The organism is Micromonospora sp. WMMD1120, assembly GCF_029626235.1.
Taxonomy (GTDB): domain Bacteria; phylum Actinomycetota; class Actinomycetes; order Mycobacteriales; family Micromonosporaceae; genus Micromonospora.
Genome location: NZ_JARUBO010000005.1, coordinates 6,278,652 through 6,300,192, shown reverse-complemented (window position 1 = coordinate 6,300,192; position 21,541 = coordinate 6,278,652). Strand labels below are relative to the sequence as shown.

Annotated in this window: 3 protein-coding genes; all 3 read left to right on the top strand. The window is 75.3% G+C overall.

Annotated features, from left to right (window positions below):
- Positions 1–13 precede the first annotated feature (13 nt).
- Genes O7634_RS28900 through ccrA form a run of 3 tightly spaced genes read left to right on the top strand, consistent with a single transcriptional unit; the run spans position 14 to position 21,539 of the window.
- Positions 14–9,070, top strand: a complete 9,057-nt coding sequence (locus tag O7634_RS28900; RefSeq protein WP_278153292.1) for a type I polyketide synthase — start codon at positions 14–16, stop codon at positions 9,068–9,070.
- Positions 9,067–20,298, top strand: a complete 11,232-nt coding sequence (locus O7634_RS28895; protein WP_278153291.1) for a type I polyketide synthase — start codon at positions 9,067–9,069, stop codon at positions 20,296–20,298. Before O7634_RS28900 ends, O7634_RS28895 begins: the two co-directional genes overlap by 4 nt.
- Entirely contained in the window at positions 20,295–21,539 is a 1,245-nt protein-coding gene (ccrA, locus tag O7634_RS28890; RefSeq protein ID WP_278153290.1) for a crotonyl-CoA carboxylase/reductase, read from the top strand. The genes O7634_RS28895 and ccrA overlap by 4 nt, the downstream gene beginning before the upstream one ends.
- Positions 21,540–21,541: the final 2 nt, after the last annotated feature.

The window sequence follows — 21,541 nt, the reverse complement described above, 5'->3', positions numbered from 1 at the left end:
GGGAGCCACAGGGATGTCGAACGAGAACAAGCTCCGCGAGTACCTGCGGCTGGTCACCGACGACCTGCGCCGGACCCGGCAACGCGTTCGGGAGCTGGAGGAGCCGGAGCCCGTCGCCATCGTGGCGATGAGCTGCCGGCTGCCCGGCGGTGTCCGCTCCCCGGAGGACCTGTGGCGTCTGCTCGCCGAGGGGCGCGACGCCGTCACCGGGTTCCCGACCGACAGGGGTTGGGACCTGGACGCGGTGTACGACCCGGACCCGGAACGTGCCGGCACGTCGTACGCCCGGCACGGCGGTTTCCTCGACGGCGTCGACCTCTTCGACGCCGACTTCTTCGGGATCAGTCCCCGCGAGGCCCAGGCAATGGACCCGCAGCAACGGCTGCTGCTGGAGACGTCCTGGGAGGCGATCGAGCGCGCCGGCATCGACCCGGGCTCGTTGCGCGGTCGTCCCGTCGGCGTGTACGCGGGCGTCGCCTACAGCGACTACACCTCGGCCGGCCGAGCGGACCCCCAGTTGGAGGGCTACCTGGGCAGTGGCAGCGCCGGGAGTGTGGCGACCGGGCGGGTGGCGTACGTGTTGGGCCTGGAGGGTCCGGCGGTCACCGTGGACACGGCATGCTCCTCGTCGCTGGTGGCGATCCACCTGGCGAGCCGGGCGTTGCGGCAGGGCGAGTGCGACCTGGCGTTGGCCGGCGGCGTCACGGTGATGGCGACCCCCGGGATGTTCGTGGAGTTCAGCCGGCAGCGGGGGTTGGCCGCCGACGGGCGGTGCAAGCCGTTCGCGGAGGCGGCGGACGGCACCGGCTGGTCCGAGGGCGCCGGCATGCTGCTGCTGGAGCGGTTGTCCGACGCCCGCCGCCACGGCCACCCCGTCCTCGCCGTGGTCCGGGGTTCGGCGGTGAACTCCGACGGTGCCAGCAGTGGCCTGACCGCGCCGAACGGGCCGGCTCAGCAGCGGGTCATCGAACGGGCGCTGGCCGACGCGCGCCTCTCTCCGGCGGATGTGGATGTGGTGGAGGCGCACGGTACGGGGACGCGGTTGGGTGATCCGATCGAGGCGCAGGCGGTGATCGCCGTGTATGGGCGGGGTCGGGATCGGCCGTTGTGGTTGGGGTCGGTGAAGTCGAACCTGGGTCACACGCAGGCGGCGGCGGGTGTAGCCGGGGTGATCAAGACGGTCCTGGCGATGCGGCATGGTGTGTTGCCGCGGTCGTTGCATGTGGATTCGCCGTCGTCGGCGGTGGACTGGTCGGCGGGTGCGGTGCGGTTGTTGACCGATGAGGTGCCGTGGTCGGGTGACGTGCGGCGGGCGGGTGTGTCGGCGTTCGGGATGAGTGGGACGAACGCGCACGTGATCGTGGAGGCGGCCCCGCTCGACGCTCCGCCGGGCGGCGACGCCGGTCCCGAGGTGCCGTGGGTGGCCTCGGCGGCGACGCCGGAGGCGTTGGACGCGCAGGTGCGGGCGCTGTCCGCGCTGCGTTCCGGATCGGGTTTGCGGCCGGTGGATGTGGGTTTCACGTTGGCGGTGGGTCGGGCGGGGTTGCCGTGGCGGTGGGTGGTGGGGGAGGACCTGCCGGTTCGTGCCGGTGACGGCCGGGTGCTGTTCGTGTTCCCGGGTCAGGGTTCGCAGTGGACCGGGATGGGTCTGGAGCTGTGGGACACCTCGCCGGTGTTCGCCGCCGAGATGCGGGCGTGCGAGGAGGCGTTGCGCCCGTACACCGGTTGGTCGTTGCGCGAGGCGCTGGCGGGCCCGTTGGACCGGGTGGACGTGGTGCAGCCGGCGTTGTTCGCGGTGATGGTGTCCCTCGCCGCGCTGTGGCGGTCCTACGGTGTCGAACCGTCGGCGGTGGTGGGGCACTCGCAGGGTGAGATCGCGGCGGCCTACGTCGCCGGGGCGCTGTCGTTGGACGACGCGGCGCGGGTCGTCGCGCTGCGCAGTCGGGCGTTGCGGGCCATCGCCGGGCGGGGTGGCATGGTGTCGGTGCCGTTCGCCGACGTGGAGCCGGGGGAGTTGTCGGTCGCGGCCATCAACGGCCCGGACTCGACGATCCTGTCCGGTGACACCGACGCGGTGGAGCGGTTCCTGGCGTCCGAACCGCGCGCGAGGCGGATCGCCGTGGACTACGCCTCGCACTCGCCGCACGTCGACGGCGTCCGCGACGACATCCTCACCGCGCTGAAGGACATCGAACCCCGGACGTCGGCGGTGCCGTTCTCCTCGACGGTGACCGGAGGGCTGTTGGACACGGCCGGGTTGGATGCCGACTACTGGTTCCGGAACCTGCGCGAGACGGTCCGCTACGCCGACGCGACCGCCGGGATGGACACCCTGATCGAGGTGAGCCCGCACCCGATCCTGGCCCGCGAGCTGGGGTCGTTGCGCCGCGACGACGGCGGGTCGGGCCGGTTCCTCGACTCGGTCGCCCGCGCCTGGGCGCGGGGGGCGTCGGTCGACTGGCCTGCGGTGTTCGCCGGTCGGGACGCCCGGCGGGTGGTGCTGCCGACGTACCCGTTCCAGCGCCGCCGGTACTGGCTGACCGGCGGCGGCTGGCTCGACGAGCCCGTCGAGGGGGCGCAGGGCACCGTCTTCGACGGTCGGGTGGACGGGGACTGGCTGGCCCACCACGCTGTCGACGGGACCGCGCTGGTGCCCGGCACCGGGCTGGTGGAGTTGGTGCTGCGCGCGGGCGGTCGGGTCGAGGAGCTGACACTGCACGCCCCGCTGCACCCACCGGCGACGGTGCAGATGGTCGTCGGGCGGCCCGACGACACCGGCCGACGCGCCGCGTCGGTGCACTCCCGCACCGGCCAGGACTGGACACTGCACGCCTCCGGCACCCTGCTGCCCGACGACGCCCCCGCGCCGCCGAACGACGACGCGCCCTGGCCACCCGCCGACGCCGAGCCGGTGCCGCTCGACGGCGTCTACGAGCGCGCGGCGGCCGCCGGCTTTGACTACGGGCCGGCGTTCCGGGGTCTGCGCGCGGTGTGGCGGCACGGTGACGACGTCCTCGCCGAGGTGATCCTCCCGGACGGCCTCGACGCCCACCTCTTCGGCGTGCACCCGGCGCTGCTGGACGCCGCCCTGCACGCCGTGGCGCTGGTCCCCGCCGGTGACGCCGCCGGTCCCGGGCGGCTGCCGTTCAGCTGGAGCGGCGTACGACTGCACGCCACCGGCGCGAGCGCCCTGCGGGTACGGGCGAGCGTGCGCGCCGACGGTTCGGTGGCCCTGCACGGCACCGACCCGAGCGGCACGCCAGTCGTCTCGGTCGACGCCCTGATCACCCGGGAGTTCCGGCAGGTACCCGGCAGTGACCACCTGTTCCGGGTCGCCTGGCCGGAACTCACCGCCCCGGTGGTCACCGACCCCCGGATCGAGTTCCTGTCCGTCGCCACCGCCGATCCGGACACCCCGCTGCCCGAGCGGGCCGCCACCGCCACCCGGGTGGTCCTCGACGGCATCCAGCGTTGGCTCGCCGACGACCACGACGACGACAGTCGCCTGGCCGTCGTCACGCGTGGCGCCGCCGGCCCGGGCCCGCTCACCGACCTGGCCGCCGCGCCGGTGTGGGGGCTGGTCCGGTCGGCGCAACGGGAGCATCCCGACCGGTTCCTGCTGCTCGACCTCCCGACCGACGCGCCGCTGCCGACGGCGGTCCCGCCGGACGAGTCCGAGCTGGCGCTGCGCGGCGACACCTGGCACGCGCCGCGCCTCGTCCGGCAGCGGGACAGGGGTACGACGCCCCCGATCGCGGCGGGCACGGTGCTGGTCACCGGTGGCACCGGCACCCTGGGCCGCCGGCTGGCCCGGCACCTGGTGACCGCGCACGGCGTCCGCCACCTGTTGCTGGTCTCGCGTCGCGGGGGCGCGGTCCCCGACGACCTGGCCGCGCTCGACGCCGAGGTCACCGTCGCGGCCTGCGACGTGGCCGACCGTACGGCCCTTCAGGCGCTGCTCGCCACCATCCCGGCCGACCGTGCGCTCAGCGCCGTCGTGCACGCCGCCGGAACCGTCGACGACGGGCTGATCGAGACGCTGGACCCGGACCGCCTGAACCGGGTCGCCCGGCCGAAGATCGACGCGGCCTGGCACCTGCACGAGCTGACCCACGACCTCGACCTCGCCGCGTTCGTGCTGTTCTCCTCCACCGCCGGTGTCCTGGGCAGTCCCGGGCAGGCGAACTACGCCGGGGCGAACGCGTTCCTCGACGCCCTGGCCCACCACCGTCGTGCCGCCGGCCTACCGGCCAGCTCGCTGGCCTGGGGGCTCTGGGCGGAGCCGAGCGGGCTCACCGGCCACCTCACCGACACCGACCTGGCCCGGATGCGCCGATCCGGCCTGGAACCGCTGAGCACCAGCGAGGCGTTGGCGCTGTTCGACGCGGCGATCGGCATCGAGGACCCGGCGCTGGTGCCCGTACGCCTGACGCCGTCCGTCCTCCGCGACGACCCGCCCGCAGTGCTCCGCGCCCTCGTGCCCGCCCGCCCCCGGCGACCAGCGGCCGCGCCCGCCACCGATTCCGGCCTCGCCGACCGGCTCGGTCGGATGCCCGCGCAGGACGCCGATCGTCTCCTGCTGGACCTGATCCGCCGGCACGTCGGCGCGGTCCTGCGGCGGGACACCCCCGTCGACGCCGACCGGGCGTTCAAGGAGCTGGGCTTCGACTCGCTGACCGCCGTGGAGCTGCGCAACCGGCTCGCCGCCGCCACCGGGGTACGCCTGCCGGTCACCGCCGTCTTCGACCATCCGAGCCCGGCCGCGCTCGCCGTACACCTGCGGTCCCGTCTGACCGGCGCGCCGGAACCCACCCACGCCGCGCCGACGCTGCCGCCGATCGCCGAGCCGATCGCGATCGTCGCCATGTCCTGCCGGTACCCCGGCGGGATCGCCGCACCGGAGGATCTGTGGCGGCTGGTGGCCGAGGGTGGGGAGGTGCTTGGCCCGTTCCCCACCGACCGGGGCTGGGACCCCGACGCCGTCGGCCGCAGCCGGGTCCGTCACGGCGGGTTCCTGGACGGGGCGGCCGATTTCGACGCGGGGTTCTTCGGGATCAGTCCGCGCGAGGCGGTGGCGATGGATCCGCAGCAGCGGTTGCTGTTGGAGACGTCGTGGGAGGCGTTCGAGCGGGCCGGGATCGATCCGAGGTCGCTGCGCGGCAGCCGTACCGGGGTGTTCGCCGGGATCATGCACCACGACTACGCGGCCCGCCTGCACGAGATCCCCGAGGAGTTCGAGGGCTATCTGAGCAGTGGCAGCGCCGGGAGTGTGGCGACCGGGCGGGTGGCGTACGTGTTGGGCCTGGAAGGACCGGCGATCACCGTCGACACGGCGTGCTCCTCGTCGCTGGTCGCGCTGCACCTGGCGAGCCGGGCGTTGCGGCAGGGCGAGTGCGACCTGGCGCTGGCCGGCGGCGTGACGGTGATGTCCATGCCCAGCCTGTTCGTGGAGTTCAGCCGTCAGGGTGGTCTGGCCGCCGACGGCCGGTGCAAGGCGTTCGCGGAGGCGGCGGACGGCACCGGCTGGTCCGAGGGGGCCGGCATGCTGCTGCTGGAGCGGTTGTCCGACGCTCGCCGCCACGGCCACCCGGTCCTCGCTGTGGTGCGGGGTTCGGCGGTGAATCAGGACGGTGCGTCGAACGGGTTGACGGCGCCGAGTGGTCCGGCGCAGGAGCGGGTGATCGCGGCGGCGTTGGCGGATGCGGGTTTGTCTCCGGCGGATGTGGATGTGGTGGAGGCGCACGGTACGGGGACGCGGTTGGGTGATCCGATCGAGGCGCAGGCGGTGATCGCCGCGTATGGGCGGGGTCGGGTTCGGCCGTTGTGGTTGGGGTCGGTGAAGTCGAATCTGGGTCATACGCAGGCGGCGGCCGGGGTTGCCGGGCTGATGAAGATGGTCCTCGCCATGGGTCATGGTGTTCTGCCGCGGTCGGTGCACGTGGATGCGCCGTCGTCGGCGGTGGACTGGTCGGCGGGTGCGGTGCGGTTGGCGACCGACGAGGTGCCGTGGTCGGGGGAGAGGCGACGGGCGGGTGTGTCGGCGTTCGGGATGAGCGGGACGAACGCGCACGTGATCGTGGAGGCGCCACCGCCGGCCCCGTCGCCGTCAGAGGCGGCCGGACCGGAGGTGCCGTGGGTGGTGTCGGCGGCGTCCCGGGAGGCCCTGGACGCGCAGGCGCGGGCGGTCGCGAAGCTGCGGTCGTCGGCGGGTTTGCGGTCGGTGGATGTGGCGTTCACCCTGGCGGTGGGTCGGGCGGGGTTGCCGTGGCGGTGGGTGGTGGGGGAGGACCTGCCGGTTCGGGCCGGTGACGGTCGGATCGCCTTCGTGTTCCCGGGTCAGGGTTCGCAGTGGACCGGAATGGGTCTGGAGTTGTGGGATACCGCGCCGGTGTTCGCGGCCTCGATGGAGGCGTGTGCGGAGGCGTTGCGTCCGCATACCGGGTGGTCGTTGCGCGACGTGCTGGCGGGGCCGCTGGACCGGGTGGACGTGGTGCAGCCCGCGTTGTTCGCCGTGATGGTGTCGCTGGCCGCGTTGTGGCGCTCGCACGGTGTGCAGCCGTCGGCGGTGGTGGGTCATTCGCAGGGGGAGATCGCGGCCGCGTATGTGGCGGGGGCGTTGTCGTTGGAGGACGCGGCGCGGGTGGTGGCGTTGCGGAGTCGGGCGTTGCGGGCCATCGCGGGTCGGGGCGGCATGGTGTCGGTGCCGTTCGCCGACGTCGATCCGGGTGAGCTGTCCGTCGCGGCCATCAACGGCCCGGATTCCACGGTCCTGTCCGGTGACGCCGAGGCGGTGCAGCGGTTCCTGGCGGCCGAGCCGCGCGCGAGGCGGGTCGCTGTGGATTACGCGTCGCACTCGCCGCACGTGGACGCGGTGCGCGAGGAGATCCTGACCGCGTTGAAGGACATCGCGCCGCGCTCGGCGGAGGTGCCGTTCTACTCCACGGTGACGGGCGGGCTGTTGGACACGGCCGGGCTGGACGCCGAGTACTGGTTTCGGAACCTGCGCGAGACGGTCCGTTACGCCGACGCGACCGCCGGGTTGGAGACGCTGGTCGAGGTCAGTCCGCATCCGATCCTGGCCCGTGAGTTGGGGTCGGTGCGTCGTGATGACGGTGGGTTGGGTCGGTTCCTCGACTCGGTGGCCCGGGTCTGGGCGCGCGGCGCGTCCGTGGACTGGGAGGCGGTGTTCGCCGGTCGCGACGCCCGCCGGGTGGTGCTGCCGACGTACCAGTTCCAACGCCGCCGCTACTGGCTGGACGTACCGCCCCGCGCCGCGTCCGACACCGCCTTCTGGGCCGCCGTCGAGGCCGGCGACCTCGCCACGCTGGCCACCGGAGCCGACCGGGACGCCTGGCAGCGGGTGCTGCCCGCGCTCGCCACCTGGCGCGAGCGCTCCGCCGTCACCGGGTGGCGCTACCAGGAACGATGGGAACCGCTGACCGGAGCGCCGGCGGCGCTGACCGGCACCTGGCTGGTGGCCGGGGACTCCGGCGACGGTCTCGCCGACGCCTGCGTCGCGGCGATCCGGGCAGCCGGCGCCGACGCCGTCCGCGACGCCCCGGCCGGTGCCCGCCTCGACGGGATTCTCTCCCTGCACGCGGAGATCCCGGAGACCGTCGCCCTGCTCGGCGAGGCGCCGCTCTGGTGCGTCACCAGGGGCGCCGTGTCGATCGCGCCGGACGACCCGCTCACCGACCCGGACCGGGCACGACTGTGGGGATTCGGTCGCGCGGCGGCCCTCGAAGGACAGTGGGGCGGCCTCGTCGACATCACCGACGACGTCGACCCGTCGGCTCTGGTCGCCGTCCTCGGCGGTGCGGAGGACCAGGTCGCGGTGCGCCGCACCGGCGCGTACGCCCGCCGCCTCGGCGTCGCCGGACCCCAGGCCGCCCGACGCCACTGGACCCCGCGCGGCACCGTGCTCGTCACCGGCGGCACCGGCGCGCTCGGCGCCCACGTGGCCCGCTGGCTGGCCCGGGCCGGCGCGCCCCACCTGATCCTGCTCAGCCGACGCGGCCCGGACGCGCCCGGCGCGGCGGCGCTGACCGAGGAGTTGACAGCGCTCGGTAGTCGCGTCACCGTGTGCGCCGCCGACGCGGGCGACCGGTCGGCGCTGGCCCGGGTGCTCGACGGCGTGCCGCAGGAGGTGCCGCTGACCGCCGTCTTCCACACCGCCGGCATCCTCGACGACGGGGTCGTCGCGGACCTGACCCCGCAGCGGTTCGCCGCCGTGGACGCGCCGAAGGCCGCTGCCGCCCGCCACCTGCACGAGCTGACCGCCGGGTACGACCTGGACGCGTTCGTGCTGTTCTCCTCCTTCGCCGGCCTGGTCGGCAACGCCGGTCAGGCGAACTACGCGGCGGCCAACGCCTACCTGGACGCCCTGGCCCGGCACCGGCGCACGGAGGGTCGCACCGCGACGTCGGTGGCCTGGGGCGCCTGGGCCGACGGCGGGCTGGCCGACGGCGAGGTCGGCGAGCGGTTGCGCCAGCGCGGGATCGTGCCGATGGCGCCGGAGCGGGCGCTGTCCGCGCTGCGGGGCGTCCTCGACGCCGACGAGACCTGCGTCGCGGTGGCCGACATCGACTGGACCCGGTTCGGCGCGGCCTTCACCGAGGCGCGCCCCAGCCCGCTGCTCCGCGATCTCGTGCCGCCCGACGCGGACGTGCCGACCGGTCCGGCACTCGCGGACCAGCTCGCGGCGCGCACCCCGGCCGAACGGGCCGACCTGCTCCTCGACGTCGTGCGGACGCACACCGCGACGGTGTTGCGGCACGACCCGACGCAGACCGTCGGTCCGGACGTCGTCTTCCGGGAACTGGGTTTCGACTCCCTCACCCTCATGGAGTTGCGCAACCGACTCGCCGCCGTCACCGGAGTACGGCTACCCGCGACCGTCCTCTACGACCATCCGACACCGGCGGCACTCGCCGAGCATCTGCACGGGCTGCTCGCACCGGCCGAAGCGGAGTCCACCGACGACGCGGGGACCGCCGGGGCCGCCGACGAGTTCGACAGCATGTCCGCCGCGGCACTGGTCCGCCTGGCACTGGAAGGCGGGGACCGGTGAGCGACACCACCGAACTGGTGCAGGCGCTACGCGCCGCGCTGCGGGACAACAAGCGCCTCAAGGAGACCAACCAGCGGCTCACCGAGACGGCGACCGAGCCGATCGCGATAGTGGCGCTCGGCTGCCGTTTCCCGGGCGGCGTCACGGGCCCGGACGAGTTCTGGGAGCTGCTGGCCGAGGGCGCGGACGCCATCGGGCCGGTCCCGGCCGACCGGGGCTGGGCGGTTCCGGCCGTCGGGCACACCGAGGGCGGATTCCTCGCCGACGCCGGTGGCTTCGACCCCGGCTTCTTCGGCATCAGCCCCCGCGAGGCCCGGTCGATGGACCCGCAGCAGCGACTGCTGCTCGAGGTGGCCTGGGAGACGTTGGAGAACGCCGGTGTCGACCCGACCGGACTGCGGGGCAGCCGTACCGGGGTGTTCGTGGGGACGAACGGCCAGGACTACGGCGCGCTGGCACAGGCCGACGCCGGCGCCGAGGGCTACCTGATCACCGGCAACGCGGCGAGCATCGTGTCCGGACGGCTGTCGTACACCTTCGGGTTCGAGGGTCCCGCCGTCACCGTGGACACGGCCTGCTCGGCGTCGCTCGTCGCGCTGCACCTGGCCGCGCAGGCGCTGCGGCAGGGGGAGTGCCACCTGGCGTTGGCCGGCGGCGCCACGGTGATGGCCACCCCGACGGCGTTCACCGAGTTCAGCCGGCAGGGCGGCCTGGCGGCGGACGGGCGGTGCAAGGCGTTCGCCGCCGCCGCCGACGGCACCTCCTGGGGCGAGGGTGTGGGGCTCGTCCTGCTGGAACGGCTCTCCGAGGCCCGCCGCCTCGGTCACCCCGTGCTGGCCCTGCTGCGCGGCAGCGCCGTCAACTCCGACGGGGCCAGCAACGGCCTGACCGCGCCGAACGGCCTGGCGCAGCAGCGGGTGATCCGGGACGCGCTGGCCACCGCCGGGCTCACGCCGCAGGACGTGGACGCGGTCGAGGCGCACGGCACCGGCACCGCCCTCGGTGACCCCATCGAGGCGGACGCGTTGATCGGTGTGTTCGGCGCGGACCGCGACCGTCCGCTGTGGCTCGGCTCGCTGAAGTCGAACATCGGCCACACCCAGGCCGCCGCCGGCATCGGCGGGGTGATCAAGATGGTCCTCGCCCTGCGGCACGGCCTGCTGCCGCGTACGCTGCACGCCGCGCAGCCGACCCCGCACGTGGACTGGGCGGCCGGCGCGGTCCGGCTGCTCACCGAGGCGCACCCGTGGCCGGCGTCCGGGCGTCCCCGGCGGGCGGGCGTGTCCTCGTTCGGGGTGAGCGGCACCAACGCCCACGTCGTCGTCGAGGAGCCCCCGGCGGAGGAGCCGCCCGAGGCCCCGCCGGCCGGCCCGGTCCTGCCGTGGCTGCTCTCCGGGCACACCGAGCCGGCGCTGCGCGCGCAGGCGGCCCGACTGCTGGAGCGGGTGGACGCCCGACCGGAGCTGTCCCCGCTCGACGTGGCGTACACCCTCGCCGTGGGACGGGCCGCCCTGCCGCAGCGCGCCGCCGTGCTCGGCCGGGGGCGCGCCGAACTGCGCGAGCGACTCGCCGCGCTGGCCGAGGACCGACCGTCGCACGGCGTGCTGCGTGGCGTCGCCGGCCGGCACCGGACCGCGTTCCTGTTCACCGGTCAGGGCGGTCAGCGCGCCGGCATGGGTGGCGGGTTGGCGGCCGCCTTCCCGGTCTTCGCGCGGGTGTGGGAGGAGGCGCTGGCGCTGCTGGACGGCGCGGAGGTCCGTACCGCCGACGAGGCGGCGCTGGCCCGCACGTCCGCCGCGCAGAAGGCGCTCTTCGCGTTCGAGGTCGCCATGTGCCGGCTGTGGGCGTCCTGGGGGGTGCGACCGGAGTACCTGCTGGGCCACTCGATCGGCGAGCTGGCCGCCGCGCACGTCGCCGGCGTGATGTCGCTGCCCGACGCCTGCCGCCTGGTGTCCGCGCGCGGCCGGCTGATGGAGGCCCTGCCCGCCGGCGGCGCGATGCTCGCCGTGGAGGCGACCGAGGAGGAGGTGGCCGGCCTGCCCGTCGCGGCGGTGAACGGCCCGCGATCGGTAGTGATCTCCGGGCCGGTGTCGCTCATCGAGGACGTCGCGGCGCGGTGGCGGGCCCGTGGCCGCCGGGTGCGGCGGCTGAACGTCTCGCACGCGTTCCACTCCGCCCAGATGGAGCCGATGCTCGACGAGTTCGGCGAGGTGGCCGCCGGCATCCGGTACGAACGCCCGACCCTCGCGGTGATCTCCAACGTGACCGGTGAGCCGATCCGCGAGTTCAGCGCCGACTACTGGGTGCGGCACGTCCGGTCGACGGTCCGGTTCGGCGCGGGTCTGGACCTGCTCGCGGGTCGCGGTGTCGGCGTCTTCGTGGAGGTCGGCCCGGACGGGGTGCTGTCCGCCCAGGGGCGCGACGGGCTGTTCGTACCGTCGTCGCGGCGCGACCGGGACGAGGCCGACGAGGCGCTGTCCGCGCTCGCCCGCGTCCACCTCGCCGGGGTACCCGTGGACTGGCCGTCCGTGCTGGCCGGCGGTCACCCGGTGCCGCTGCCGACGTACGCGTTCCAGCGCCAGCGGCACTGGCTCACGCCGAAACCGGTCGCCCCGGTGCCGGATGACGGCTGGCACTACCGGGTCACCTGGCGCTCCCTGCCCGCACCCGAACCCGCGTCGCTGGACGGCATCTGGCTCGTCGCCGCGCCCACCGAGCAGGCCGCCGAACCTGTGGTGGCGGCGTTGACCGCCGCCGGCGCGGAGGTCCGTACCGTCGGTCGGGGTGTGTGCCCCGGCGACCGCCCGCAGGCGGTGCTCTCCCTGCTGGACGCGGCCGGCACCGCCGCCCTGGCCAGCGACCTCGACGCGCCACTGTGGGTGGTGACGACAAACGCGGTGACCGTCGCGCCGGGCGATCCGCCACCGGACCCGCTCCAGGCGCAGCTCTGGGGGCTGGGCCGGGTGATCGGTCTGGAACACCCGGACCGGTGGGGCGGTCTCGTCGACGTGTCCGGCGACACCTGGCACCGACTGCCGGCGATCCTGGCCGCCCCCGGCCACGAGGACCAGTACGCGCTCCGGCCCGACGGTGTGTTCGTGCGCCGCCTGAGCCGGATCACCGACGCGCCCGCGTCCCGGCCCTGGACGCCCCGGGGCACCGTGTGGGTCACCGGCGGCACCGGTGCGCTCGGTGCGCGTGCCGCCCGCTGGCTCGCCGCCAACGGGGCCACCCACCTGGTACTGACCAGCCGCTCGGGCGCCGAGGCGCCCGGGGCCGGCGCCCTGCGCGACGATCTCGTCGCGCAGGGGGCCGCCGTGACCATCCTCTCCGGCGACGTCACCGACCGGGAGTTCCTGGCCGGGCTGCTCCGCGACCACCCGCCGACCGCCGTCGTGCACACCGCCGGCACCAGTCGTCCGATGCCGCTCGCCGATCCGGGTCTCGACGTCCTGGCGGACGCCCGGGGCGCCAAGGTGGACGGCGCGGACCTGCTCGACGAGCTGCTCGACGGCGTCGCGCTGGACGCGTTCGTGCTCTTCTCGTCGGTCGCCGGCACCTGGGGCAGCGCCGGTCAGGCCGGGTACGCCGCCGCCAACGCCCACCTCGACGCCCTCGCCGAACGCCGTCGCGCCCGGGGCCTACCGGCGACATCGATCGCGTGGGGACCGTGGGCGGGCGGCGGCATGGCGGAGGGCGCCGAGCCGCTGCTGCGCCGCGCCGGCCTGGGCCCGATGGCGCCCACGGTGGCGCTGGAGGCGATGCGCCGGTCCGTCGAGTCCGGCGCGGCCACCCGCGTCGTCGCCGACGTGGACTGGGACCGCTTCGCCGCCTCGTACACCCTCGCCCGGCCGCGCCCGCTGATCCAGGACCTGGTGTCGGCCGCGCCACCCGCGTCCGCGCCCGCGCCGCCCGCCGCGCCCCGGGCCCGACCGCTGCTCGACCTCGTGCGCGAGCAGGTCGCTGTGGTGCTGGACCTGCCGTCCGCGGCTGACGTCGTCGCCGACCGGCCGCTGCGGGAGCTGGGTCTGGAGTCGCTGACCGCCGTGGAGCTGCGCGACGCCCTGGCCACGGCCACCGGGTTGACGCTGCCGAGCACCGTCGTCTTCGACCACCCGACCGCCGCGGCTCTCGCCCGCCACCTGGGCGCGGAGCTGGGCGAGGGAGGCGAACGGTCGGACCCGACGCCCACCGTGTCCACCGGCGACGACGATCCGCTGGTCATCGTGGCGAGCGGCTGCCGGTTCCCCGGCGGCGTCCGCTCCGCCGACGACCTGTGGCGACTGGTCGCCGCCGGGATCGACGCGATCGGCCCCTTCCCGACCGATCGCGGTTGGGACCTCGACGGGATCTACCACCCGGACCCCGACCACGGCGGCACCACGTACGCGAACCAGGGTGGTTTCCTCGCCGACGTCGACCGCTTCGACGCGGCGCTGTTCGGCGTCAACCCGCGCGAGGCGCTGGCCATGGACCCGCAGCAGCGGTTGCTGCTGGAGACGTCGTGGGAGGTCTTCGAGCGGGCCGGGATCGACCCGACGACAGTGCGCGGCAGTCGGGTCGGTGTCTTCGTGGGCGCGGCCGGGCAGGGCTACGGGGCCGACCTGACCGAGGTGCCCGACGGCGTCGGCGGGTACCTGCTCACCGGCAACGCCACGAGCATCATCTCCGGGCGGCTCGCCTACACCTACGGGCTGGTCGGGCCGGCGCTCACCATCGACACCGCCTGCTCGTCGTCGCTGGTCGCGCTGCACCTCGCCGCCCGGTCGCTGCGCGACGGCGAGTGCGATACCGCACTGGTGGGCGGGGTGATGGTGATGCCGACGCCGCTGCCGTTCATCGAGTTCAGCCGCCAGCGCGGGCTCGCGCCGGACGGGCGGTGCAAACCGTTCGCCGCCGCGGCCGACGGCACCGGCTGGTCCGAGGGCGCCGGCCTGGTGCTGCTGGAGCGGCTCTCCACGGCCCGGCGGCACGGTCACCCGGTCCTGGCCCGGTTGCGCGGCTCGGCAGTCAACTCCGACGGCGCGAGCAACGGTCTGACCGCGCCCAGCGGCCCCGCCCAGCAGCGGGTGATCCGGCAGGCGCTGGCGAACGCCGGGCTGACCCCCGTCGACGTGGACGCGGTCGAGGCGCACGGCACCGGCACCCGACTCGGTGACCCGATCGAGGCGCAGGCGCTGCTGGCCACCTACGGGCAGGACCGGCCCGCCGACCGGCCCCTCTGGCTGGGCTCGGTGAAGTCCAACATCGGGCACACCCAGGCGGCCTCCGGGATGGCCGGGCTGCTCAAGATGGTCGAGGCGATGCGGCACGGCGTCCTGCCGCCCACGCTGCACGTGGACGAGCCCACCGGGCACGTCGACTGGTCGTCCGGCACGGTGCGGCTGCTCACCGAGACGGTGCCGTGGCCGGACACCGGCCGCGCCCGCCGGGTCGCGATCTCGTCGTTCGGGGCCAGCGGCACCAACGCGCACGCCATCCTGGAGAGCGTCGCGGAGCCCGACGTCGCGCCGCCGACGTCGACCGACGTCGACCGGCCGCTGCCCTGGGTGCTCTCCGCGCGTACCCCGGAGGCGCTGGACGCCTGGGCGGAGCGGGTCGGCGGGTACCTGCCGACGAGCGGGCGGGCCGGCGTGGACCTGGCGTACTCGCTGGCGACCACCCGCGCCCACCTGCCGCACCGGGCCGTGCTCGTCAGCTCCGACCCGGACGAGGTGCCGGCCGCCCTGCGCGCGCTGGCCCGGGGGGAGACCCCGTCCGGGCTGACGCGGGGGACCGCGCTGCCCAACGCCGACCGGCCGGTGTTCGTCTTCCCCGGACAGGGCGGACAGTGGCCCGGCATGGCCGTGGAGCTGCTGGACACCGAGCCGGTGTTCGCGGCGCGGATGCGTGAGTGCGCCGCCGCGCTGGCCCCGTACGTGGACTGGTCCCTGGTCGCCGTCCTGCGCGGCGAGCCGGACGCCCCGTCGCTGACCCGGACCGATGTCATCCAGCCGGTGCTGTTCGCCGTGATGGTGTCCCTCGCCGAGGTGTGGCGCAGTCACGGCGTACGGCCCGCGGCGGTGCTGGGGCACAGTCAGGGAGAGCTGGCCGCCGCCTGCGTGGCGGGGGCGATCGGGCTGACCGAGGCCGCCCGGATGGTGGCCCTGCGCAGCGCCGCGCTGGTCACGCTGGCCGGCACCGGGGCGATGGGTTCGGTGCTGATGTCGCACGATGAGCTGTCGGCGCGGCTGCCCGAGTGGGGCGGACGGGTCACCGTCGCCGCCGTCAACGGCCCCGAGTCGGTGGTGGTCTCCGGCGACGTCGACGCCGTCGACGACCTGCTGGAGCGGCTGGCGGGTGAGGGCGTACGGACCCGCCGGGTGGAGGCGACCGCCGCCGGTCACAGCGCGCACCTGGACCCGCTGCGGCCGACGTTCGCGGCCGCGTTCGAGGGGATCGTGCCGACCTCCAGCGACGTGGACTTCTACTCCACGGTGACCGGCGAACGCCTCGACACCACCTGCCTCGACCCGGGCTACTGGTGGCGCAACGTACGCCAGACGGTCCGCTTCGAACCCGCCGCCCGCGCGCTGATGGCGGCGGGGCACACCGTCTTCATCGAGATGAGCCCGCACCCCGTGCTGACGCTCGGTCTGCACGCGGTCGCCGCGGCGGTCGGCCACCAGGCCGGTGTGCTCGGGACGCTGCGCCGCGACGAGGGCGGCGCGCGGCGGTACCTGACGTCGCTCGGTGCGGCGTACGCGCACGGGGTCGACGTCGACTGGGAACGGGTCTTCGCCGGCACCGGGGCGCGCCGGGCCGAGCTGCCCACGTACCCGTTCCAGGGCCAGCGGTACTGGCTGGCGGCCGGGCCGGCGCGCGCCACCGACGTGGGCGCGGCGGGGCTGACCGCCGCCGACCATCCGCTGCTGGGCGCGGTGGTCGCCGCCGCCGCCGGTGACGACCTGCTGCTGACCGGTCGGCTCGGGGTACGCGACGTGCCGTGGCTCGCCGACCACGCGATCGACGGCACGGTGCTCGTCCCCGGCACGGCGCTGCTCGAACTGGCACTGCGCGCCGCCGAGGAGGCCGGCGTCGACCGGGTCGACGAACTCGTGCTCCAGACACCGTTGACGCCGGGCCGTGGCGCCGTCCAGGTGCAGGTCGTCGTCGGGTCCGCCGACCCGTCCGGTGGCCGTCCGGTCTCCGTGCACTCCCGGCCGACCGACGGCGACGAGGACTGGACCGCGCACGCCACCGGGATGCTCCGCTCCGGCGCACCCGTGCCCACCTTCGACCTGTCCGCCTGGCCGCCGCCGGACGCCGAGCCGGTGCCCGTCGACGGCCTCTACGACAGGCTGGCCGGCACCGGTCACGGGTACGGGCCGGCGTTCCGCGGTCTGCGGGCGGTCTGGCGTCGCGCCGGTGAGATCTTCGCCGAGGTCCGGCTCCCGGGTCCGCTGCACACCGACGCCGCCCGGTACGGGCTGCACCCGGCGCTGCTCGACGCCGCCCTGCACGCCGTGGTCGCGGTGGCCGAGGACACCGCGGCGCCCCGGCTCCCGTTCGCCTGGACCGGCGTTCACCTGTACGCGGTGGGCGCTGCCGCGCTCCGGGTCCGACTGGTCCCGACCGCCGTCGACCAGCTCGCCGTGCAGGTGGCGGACGAGAGCGGCCGTCCGGTCGCCTCGGTCGAGGCGCTGACCACCCGGACGATCTCGGCCGGGCTGCCGGCCGCCACCGGACCGGCCCGGCGGGACCTCCTGCACCGGCTCGACTGGGTCGCGTTGCCGACCGCCCCGACGGGTCCGGACCGGCCGTGGGCGGTGCTGGACGACGACCTCGGCCTCGCCGCCGCCCTGTTCACCGCCGGTGTCCGCCTGGTGGCCGCCGCGGATGCACGGCCCGCCGCCGCCGATCCGCGGCCCGCCGTCACGCTCGCCGCCGTCGGTAACCCCGGGTCCGACGTTCTCGACGCGGCGGCCGTGCACGCCGCCGTACACCGGGTTCTCGGCATCGTGCGGACCTGGCTGGCCACGGCCGCCCCCGACGCGCGCCTGGTGGTGGTCACCCGCGGCGCGGTGTCGGTCCGGGACCGGGCCGCCACCGACCTCGTCCACGCGCCGGTGTGGGGTCTGCTGCGCTCCGCGCAGACCGAGAACCCGGGACGTCTCACGGTGCTCGACATCGACGACGACTCCTGGGCCGCGCTCCCCGGCGCCGTGGTCGCCGCGCTCGCGGCGGGCGAACCGCAGGTGGCGCTGCGCGGCGGGGTCGGGTACGTCCCGCGGGTGGTCCCGGACGACGCGGGGGGCGCCCTCGCGCCCCCACCGGGAACCGACGCGTGGCGGCTCGACGTGGCCGGGAACGATGGCACCGGCGTGGAGGATCTGGTGCTCGCGCCCGCTCCCGAGGCCGTCGCGCCGCTCGCCGAGGGGCAGGTACGCGTCGCCGTGCACGCCGCCGGTGTCAACTTCCGCGACGTGCTGATCACCCTCGGCATGTATCCGGAGCAGTCCCTGCTCGGCGGGGAGGGTGCCGGCGTGGTGCTGGAGGTGGGGCCGGACGTGACGGGCCTGGCCCCCGGCGACCGGGTGCTGGGGCTCTTCGCCGCCTGTGGCGCGTTCGGGCCGGTGGCCGTCACCGATCACCGGGTGGTGGCCCCGATGCCGCCCGGGTGGTCCTTCGCCGAGGCGGCCACCGTGCCGGTCGCGTTCCTCACCGCCTACCGGGGCCTGGTCGAGTTGGGTGGGCTGCGGGCCGGCGAGGCGGTGCTGATCCACGCGGCAACGGGCGGGGTGGGGATGGCCGCCGTGCAGATCGCCACGCATCTCGGGGCCGAGGTCTACGCCACGGCCAGCGCGGCGAAGTGGCCGGTGTTGCGCGCGGCCGGGCTGCCGGACGAGCGGATCGGCGACTCGCGCACGCTGGACTTCGCCGAGTCGTTCCGGCAGGTGACCGACGGGCGGGGCGTCGACGTCGTGCTCAACGCCCTCGCCGGCGACTTCGTCGACGCGTCGGTGCGGTTGCTGCCGCGCGGCGGACGGTTCCTGGAGATGGGCAAGACCGACCTGCGTGATCCCGCGACGATGCCGCAGGGCGTGCGCTACCGGGCGTTCGACCTCAACGAGGCCGGCCCGGACCGGCTCGGGTCGATGCTGCGCACGCTGCTCGACCTGTTCGCCAGCGGTGCGCTGCGGCCGCTGCCGGTGACCGCGTGGAACGTCCGACGCGCGCCGGCCGCGCTGCGCCACCTCAGCCAGGCCCGGCACGTCGGCAAGGTCGTGCTGACCGTGCCGGTGCTGGACGGGGACGCCACAGTCCTGGTCACCGGCGCCACCGGCGCGCTCGGCCGGCTGGTGGCGCGCCACCTCGTCACCGCGCACGGCGTGCGCCGCCTGCTGCTGCTCAGCCGTCGCGGCCAGGCGGACGACCTGGTGGCCGAGCTGACCGCGCTCGGCGTCGACGTGACGATGCGCGCCTGCGACGTGGCCGACCGCGCCGCGCTGGCCGCGGTGCTCGCCGAGCACCCGGTGGACGCCGTGTTCCACGTCGCCGGCGTGCTGGCCGACGGCCTGGCCGACGCGCTCACCACCGACCAGGTCGACAGGGTGCTCCAGCCCAAGGTCGACGGGGCGCTGAACCTGCACCACCTGACCTCGGGGCTGCGGGCGTTCGTGCTCTTCTCGGCGGCCTCCGGGGTGCTCGGCGGGCCGGGGCAGGCGAACTACGCCGCCGCCAACACGTTCCTCGACGCGCTCGCCGGGCACCGACGCGCCCAGGGCCTCAGCGCCACGTCGCTCGCCTGGGGTCTGTGGGCGGCGGACAGCGGCATGGCCGACCTGAGCGACGCCGACCGGCACCGGATGGCCCGGGGTGGAATCCTGCCCCTCGACGCCGAGCAGGGGCTCGCGCTGCTCGACGCGGCGCTGACCCGGGACGCGCCGGTGCTGCTGCCGATCCGTTTCGACAGGGCCGCGCTGCGGGCGCAGGGGCCGGCCCTGCCGCCGCTGCTGACCGGCGTCACCGGCGCCGCCACCCGCCGCCGGGTGAGCCAGCCCGGCGCGGTCGCCGCCGACGGCGGGACCGCCCTGCGCCGCCGGCTGGCCGGGCTGCCGCCGTCCGAGCGGGCCGCCGCCGTGCTCTCGTTGGTACGCGCGCAGGCCGCCACGGCGCTGGGGCACGGAGACCCGGAGGCGGTCGGCGCCACGGCCGCCTTCCTGGAACTCGGGTTCGACTCGCTGACCGCTGTGGAGCTGCGCAACCGGCTCGCCGCGGCGACCGGGTTGCGACTGCCGCCGGCCCTCGTCTTCGACCACCCCACCCCCGGCGCTCTCGCCGACGTCCTGCTCGCCCGACTGCTGCTCCCGGACGGCGCGCCGACCGCACCGGACGGTGACCGACGCGCGGGCACCGGCCTGCCGGCGCTGCTCCGGTCGGCCGTCGAGACCGGTCGGACACCGGAGTTCGTGGCCTCGTTGCGGACGCTCGCGGACTTCCGGCCGGCGTTCACGGACCCGACCGACCTGGTGGACGGGCCCGGTCCGGTGCGTCTGGCCGACGGCGACGGCCCCGCGTTGGTCTGCCTGCCGCCCATCGTCGGCCGCTCCGGACCGCACCAGTACGCCCGCTTCGCCGCCGGGTTGCGCGGGGTGCGCGCCGTGACGGTCCTGCCGCACAGCGGCTTCCGTGACGGTGAGCCGCTGCCCGCCACGTACGAGGCGGTGGTGCGGGCGCACGCCGACGCCGTCCTGCGGCAGGCGGCGGCGCAGCCCGTCGCGCTCGCCGGCTACTCGTCCGGCGGCCTGGTGGCGCACGCGGTGGCGGCCGAGCTGGAGCGGCGCGGCGAGCGCTGCGCCGCGCTGGTCCTGCTGGACACCTACCGACCGGACGACACCGAGCTGATCGGGGAGCTGATCCCGCAGGTGCTGCGCGGCCTGCTCGAACGGCAGGCCCGGATGACCGGCGACGGCGAGGACTCCGGGGGCGACGCGTGGCTCACCGCGATGGCGCGCTACCTGCGGTTCGACTGGACACCGACGTCGATCAAGGCCCCGACCCTGCTGGTGCGGGCCGCCGAGCCGATGCCCGGTCGTACCGCCGAGGGCGCCTGGCAGGCCGACTGGCCGTCCGCGCTGACCACGCTCACGGTCGCCGGCGACCACTTCACGATGCTCGAGACGCACGCCGTCGAGACGGCACGGACAGTGCACGACTGGCTCATCGAACGGGGAGGAGCACCATGACCACCAGCTGCTACGAGATCGGGGACATCCCGCCGCTGGGCGACGTGCCCGCGCGGATGTACGCCTCCGTCATCAGGCCGGAACGCTACGGCCCACCGGTCGACGCCTTCCGCACCGAGGTGGTGGACGTCCCGCCGCTGGGGCCGGGTCAGGTGCTGGTCATGATGATGGCCGCGGGGGTCAACTACAACAACGTCTGGGCGGCGCTGGGCAAGCCGCTCGACGTGATCGCCGCGCGCCGCCGGCACGACGACACCGGGTTCCACATCGGCGGTTCCGAGGGAGCGGGCGTGGTGTGGGCGGTGGGCGAGGGCGCCCGCCAGGTGAAGCCCGGTGACCACGTCGTCCTCTCCGGCTGCCAGTGGGACGAGTCGGCGCCGGACATCCGGGCCGGCGCGGACCCGATGACCTCGTCCACCCAGCGGGTCTGGGGGTACGAGGCGAACTACGGCGCGTTCGCGCAGTTCACAGTCGTCGACGAGTACCAGTGTCATCCCAAGCCGGCGCGGCTGACCTGGGAGGAGGCGGCGGCGTACCTGCTGACCGGGGCGACCGCCTACCGGCAGCTCTGCGGCTGGCCGCCGCACGTGGTCCGCCCGGGCGACCCGGTGCTCATCTGGGGTGGCGCCGGCGGGCTCGGGTCCATGGCGATCCAGATCGTCCGCGCGCACGGGGGCGTGCCGGTCGCCGTGGTCTCCGGTGACGAGCGCCGCGAGCACTGCCTCCGCCTGGGCGCGGCCGGGGTCATCGACCGGCGGGAGTTCGACCACTGGGGCCGGCTGCCGGACCTCGGCGACCAACCCGCCGTCGAGGTGTGGCTCAAGCAGGTGCGGGCCTTCGGGCAGCGGTTCTGGGAGATCCTCGGCGAGCGGCGCGCGCCCCGCATCGTGCTGGAGCACCCGGGCCAGGACACCATCCCGACGTCCATGTACCTCTGCGACACCGCCGGCATGGTGGTCATCTGCGGTGGCACCAGCGGCTACCACGCCGACGTCGACCTGCGTTTCCTCTGGATGCGGCAGAAGCGGCTGCAGGGCTCGCACTTCGCCAACGTCGCCGAGTGCCGGGCGATCACCGCGCTGGTGGACGCCGGACGCGTCGACCCCTGCCTGGCCTGGACGGGCACGATGGACGATCTCGGGCGGGCGCACCAGCTGATGCGCGACAACGCGCACCCGCCGGGCAACCTCGCGGTCCTCATCAACGCCCCCCGCGCCGGCCTGACCACGCTGCCGGGGTGACC

Excerpts from the sequence above, each read along its gene's own strand:
- O7634_RS28900 (WP_278153292.1), top strand. The coding sequence starts at position 14 with ATGTCGAACGAGAACAAGCTCCGCGAGTACCTGCGGCTGGTCACCGAC.
- ccrA (WP_278153290.1), top strand. The coding sequence starts at position 20,295 with ATGACCACCAGCTGCTACGAGATCGGGGACATCCCGCCGCTGGGCGAC.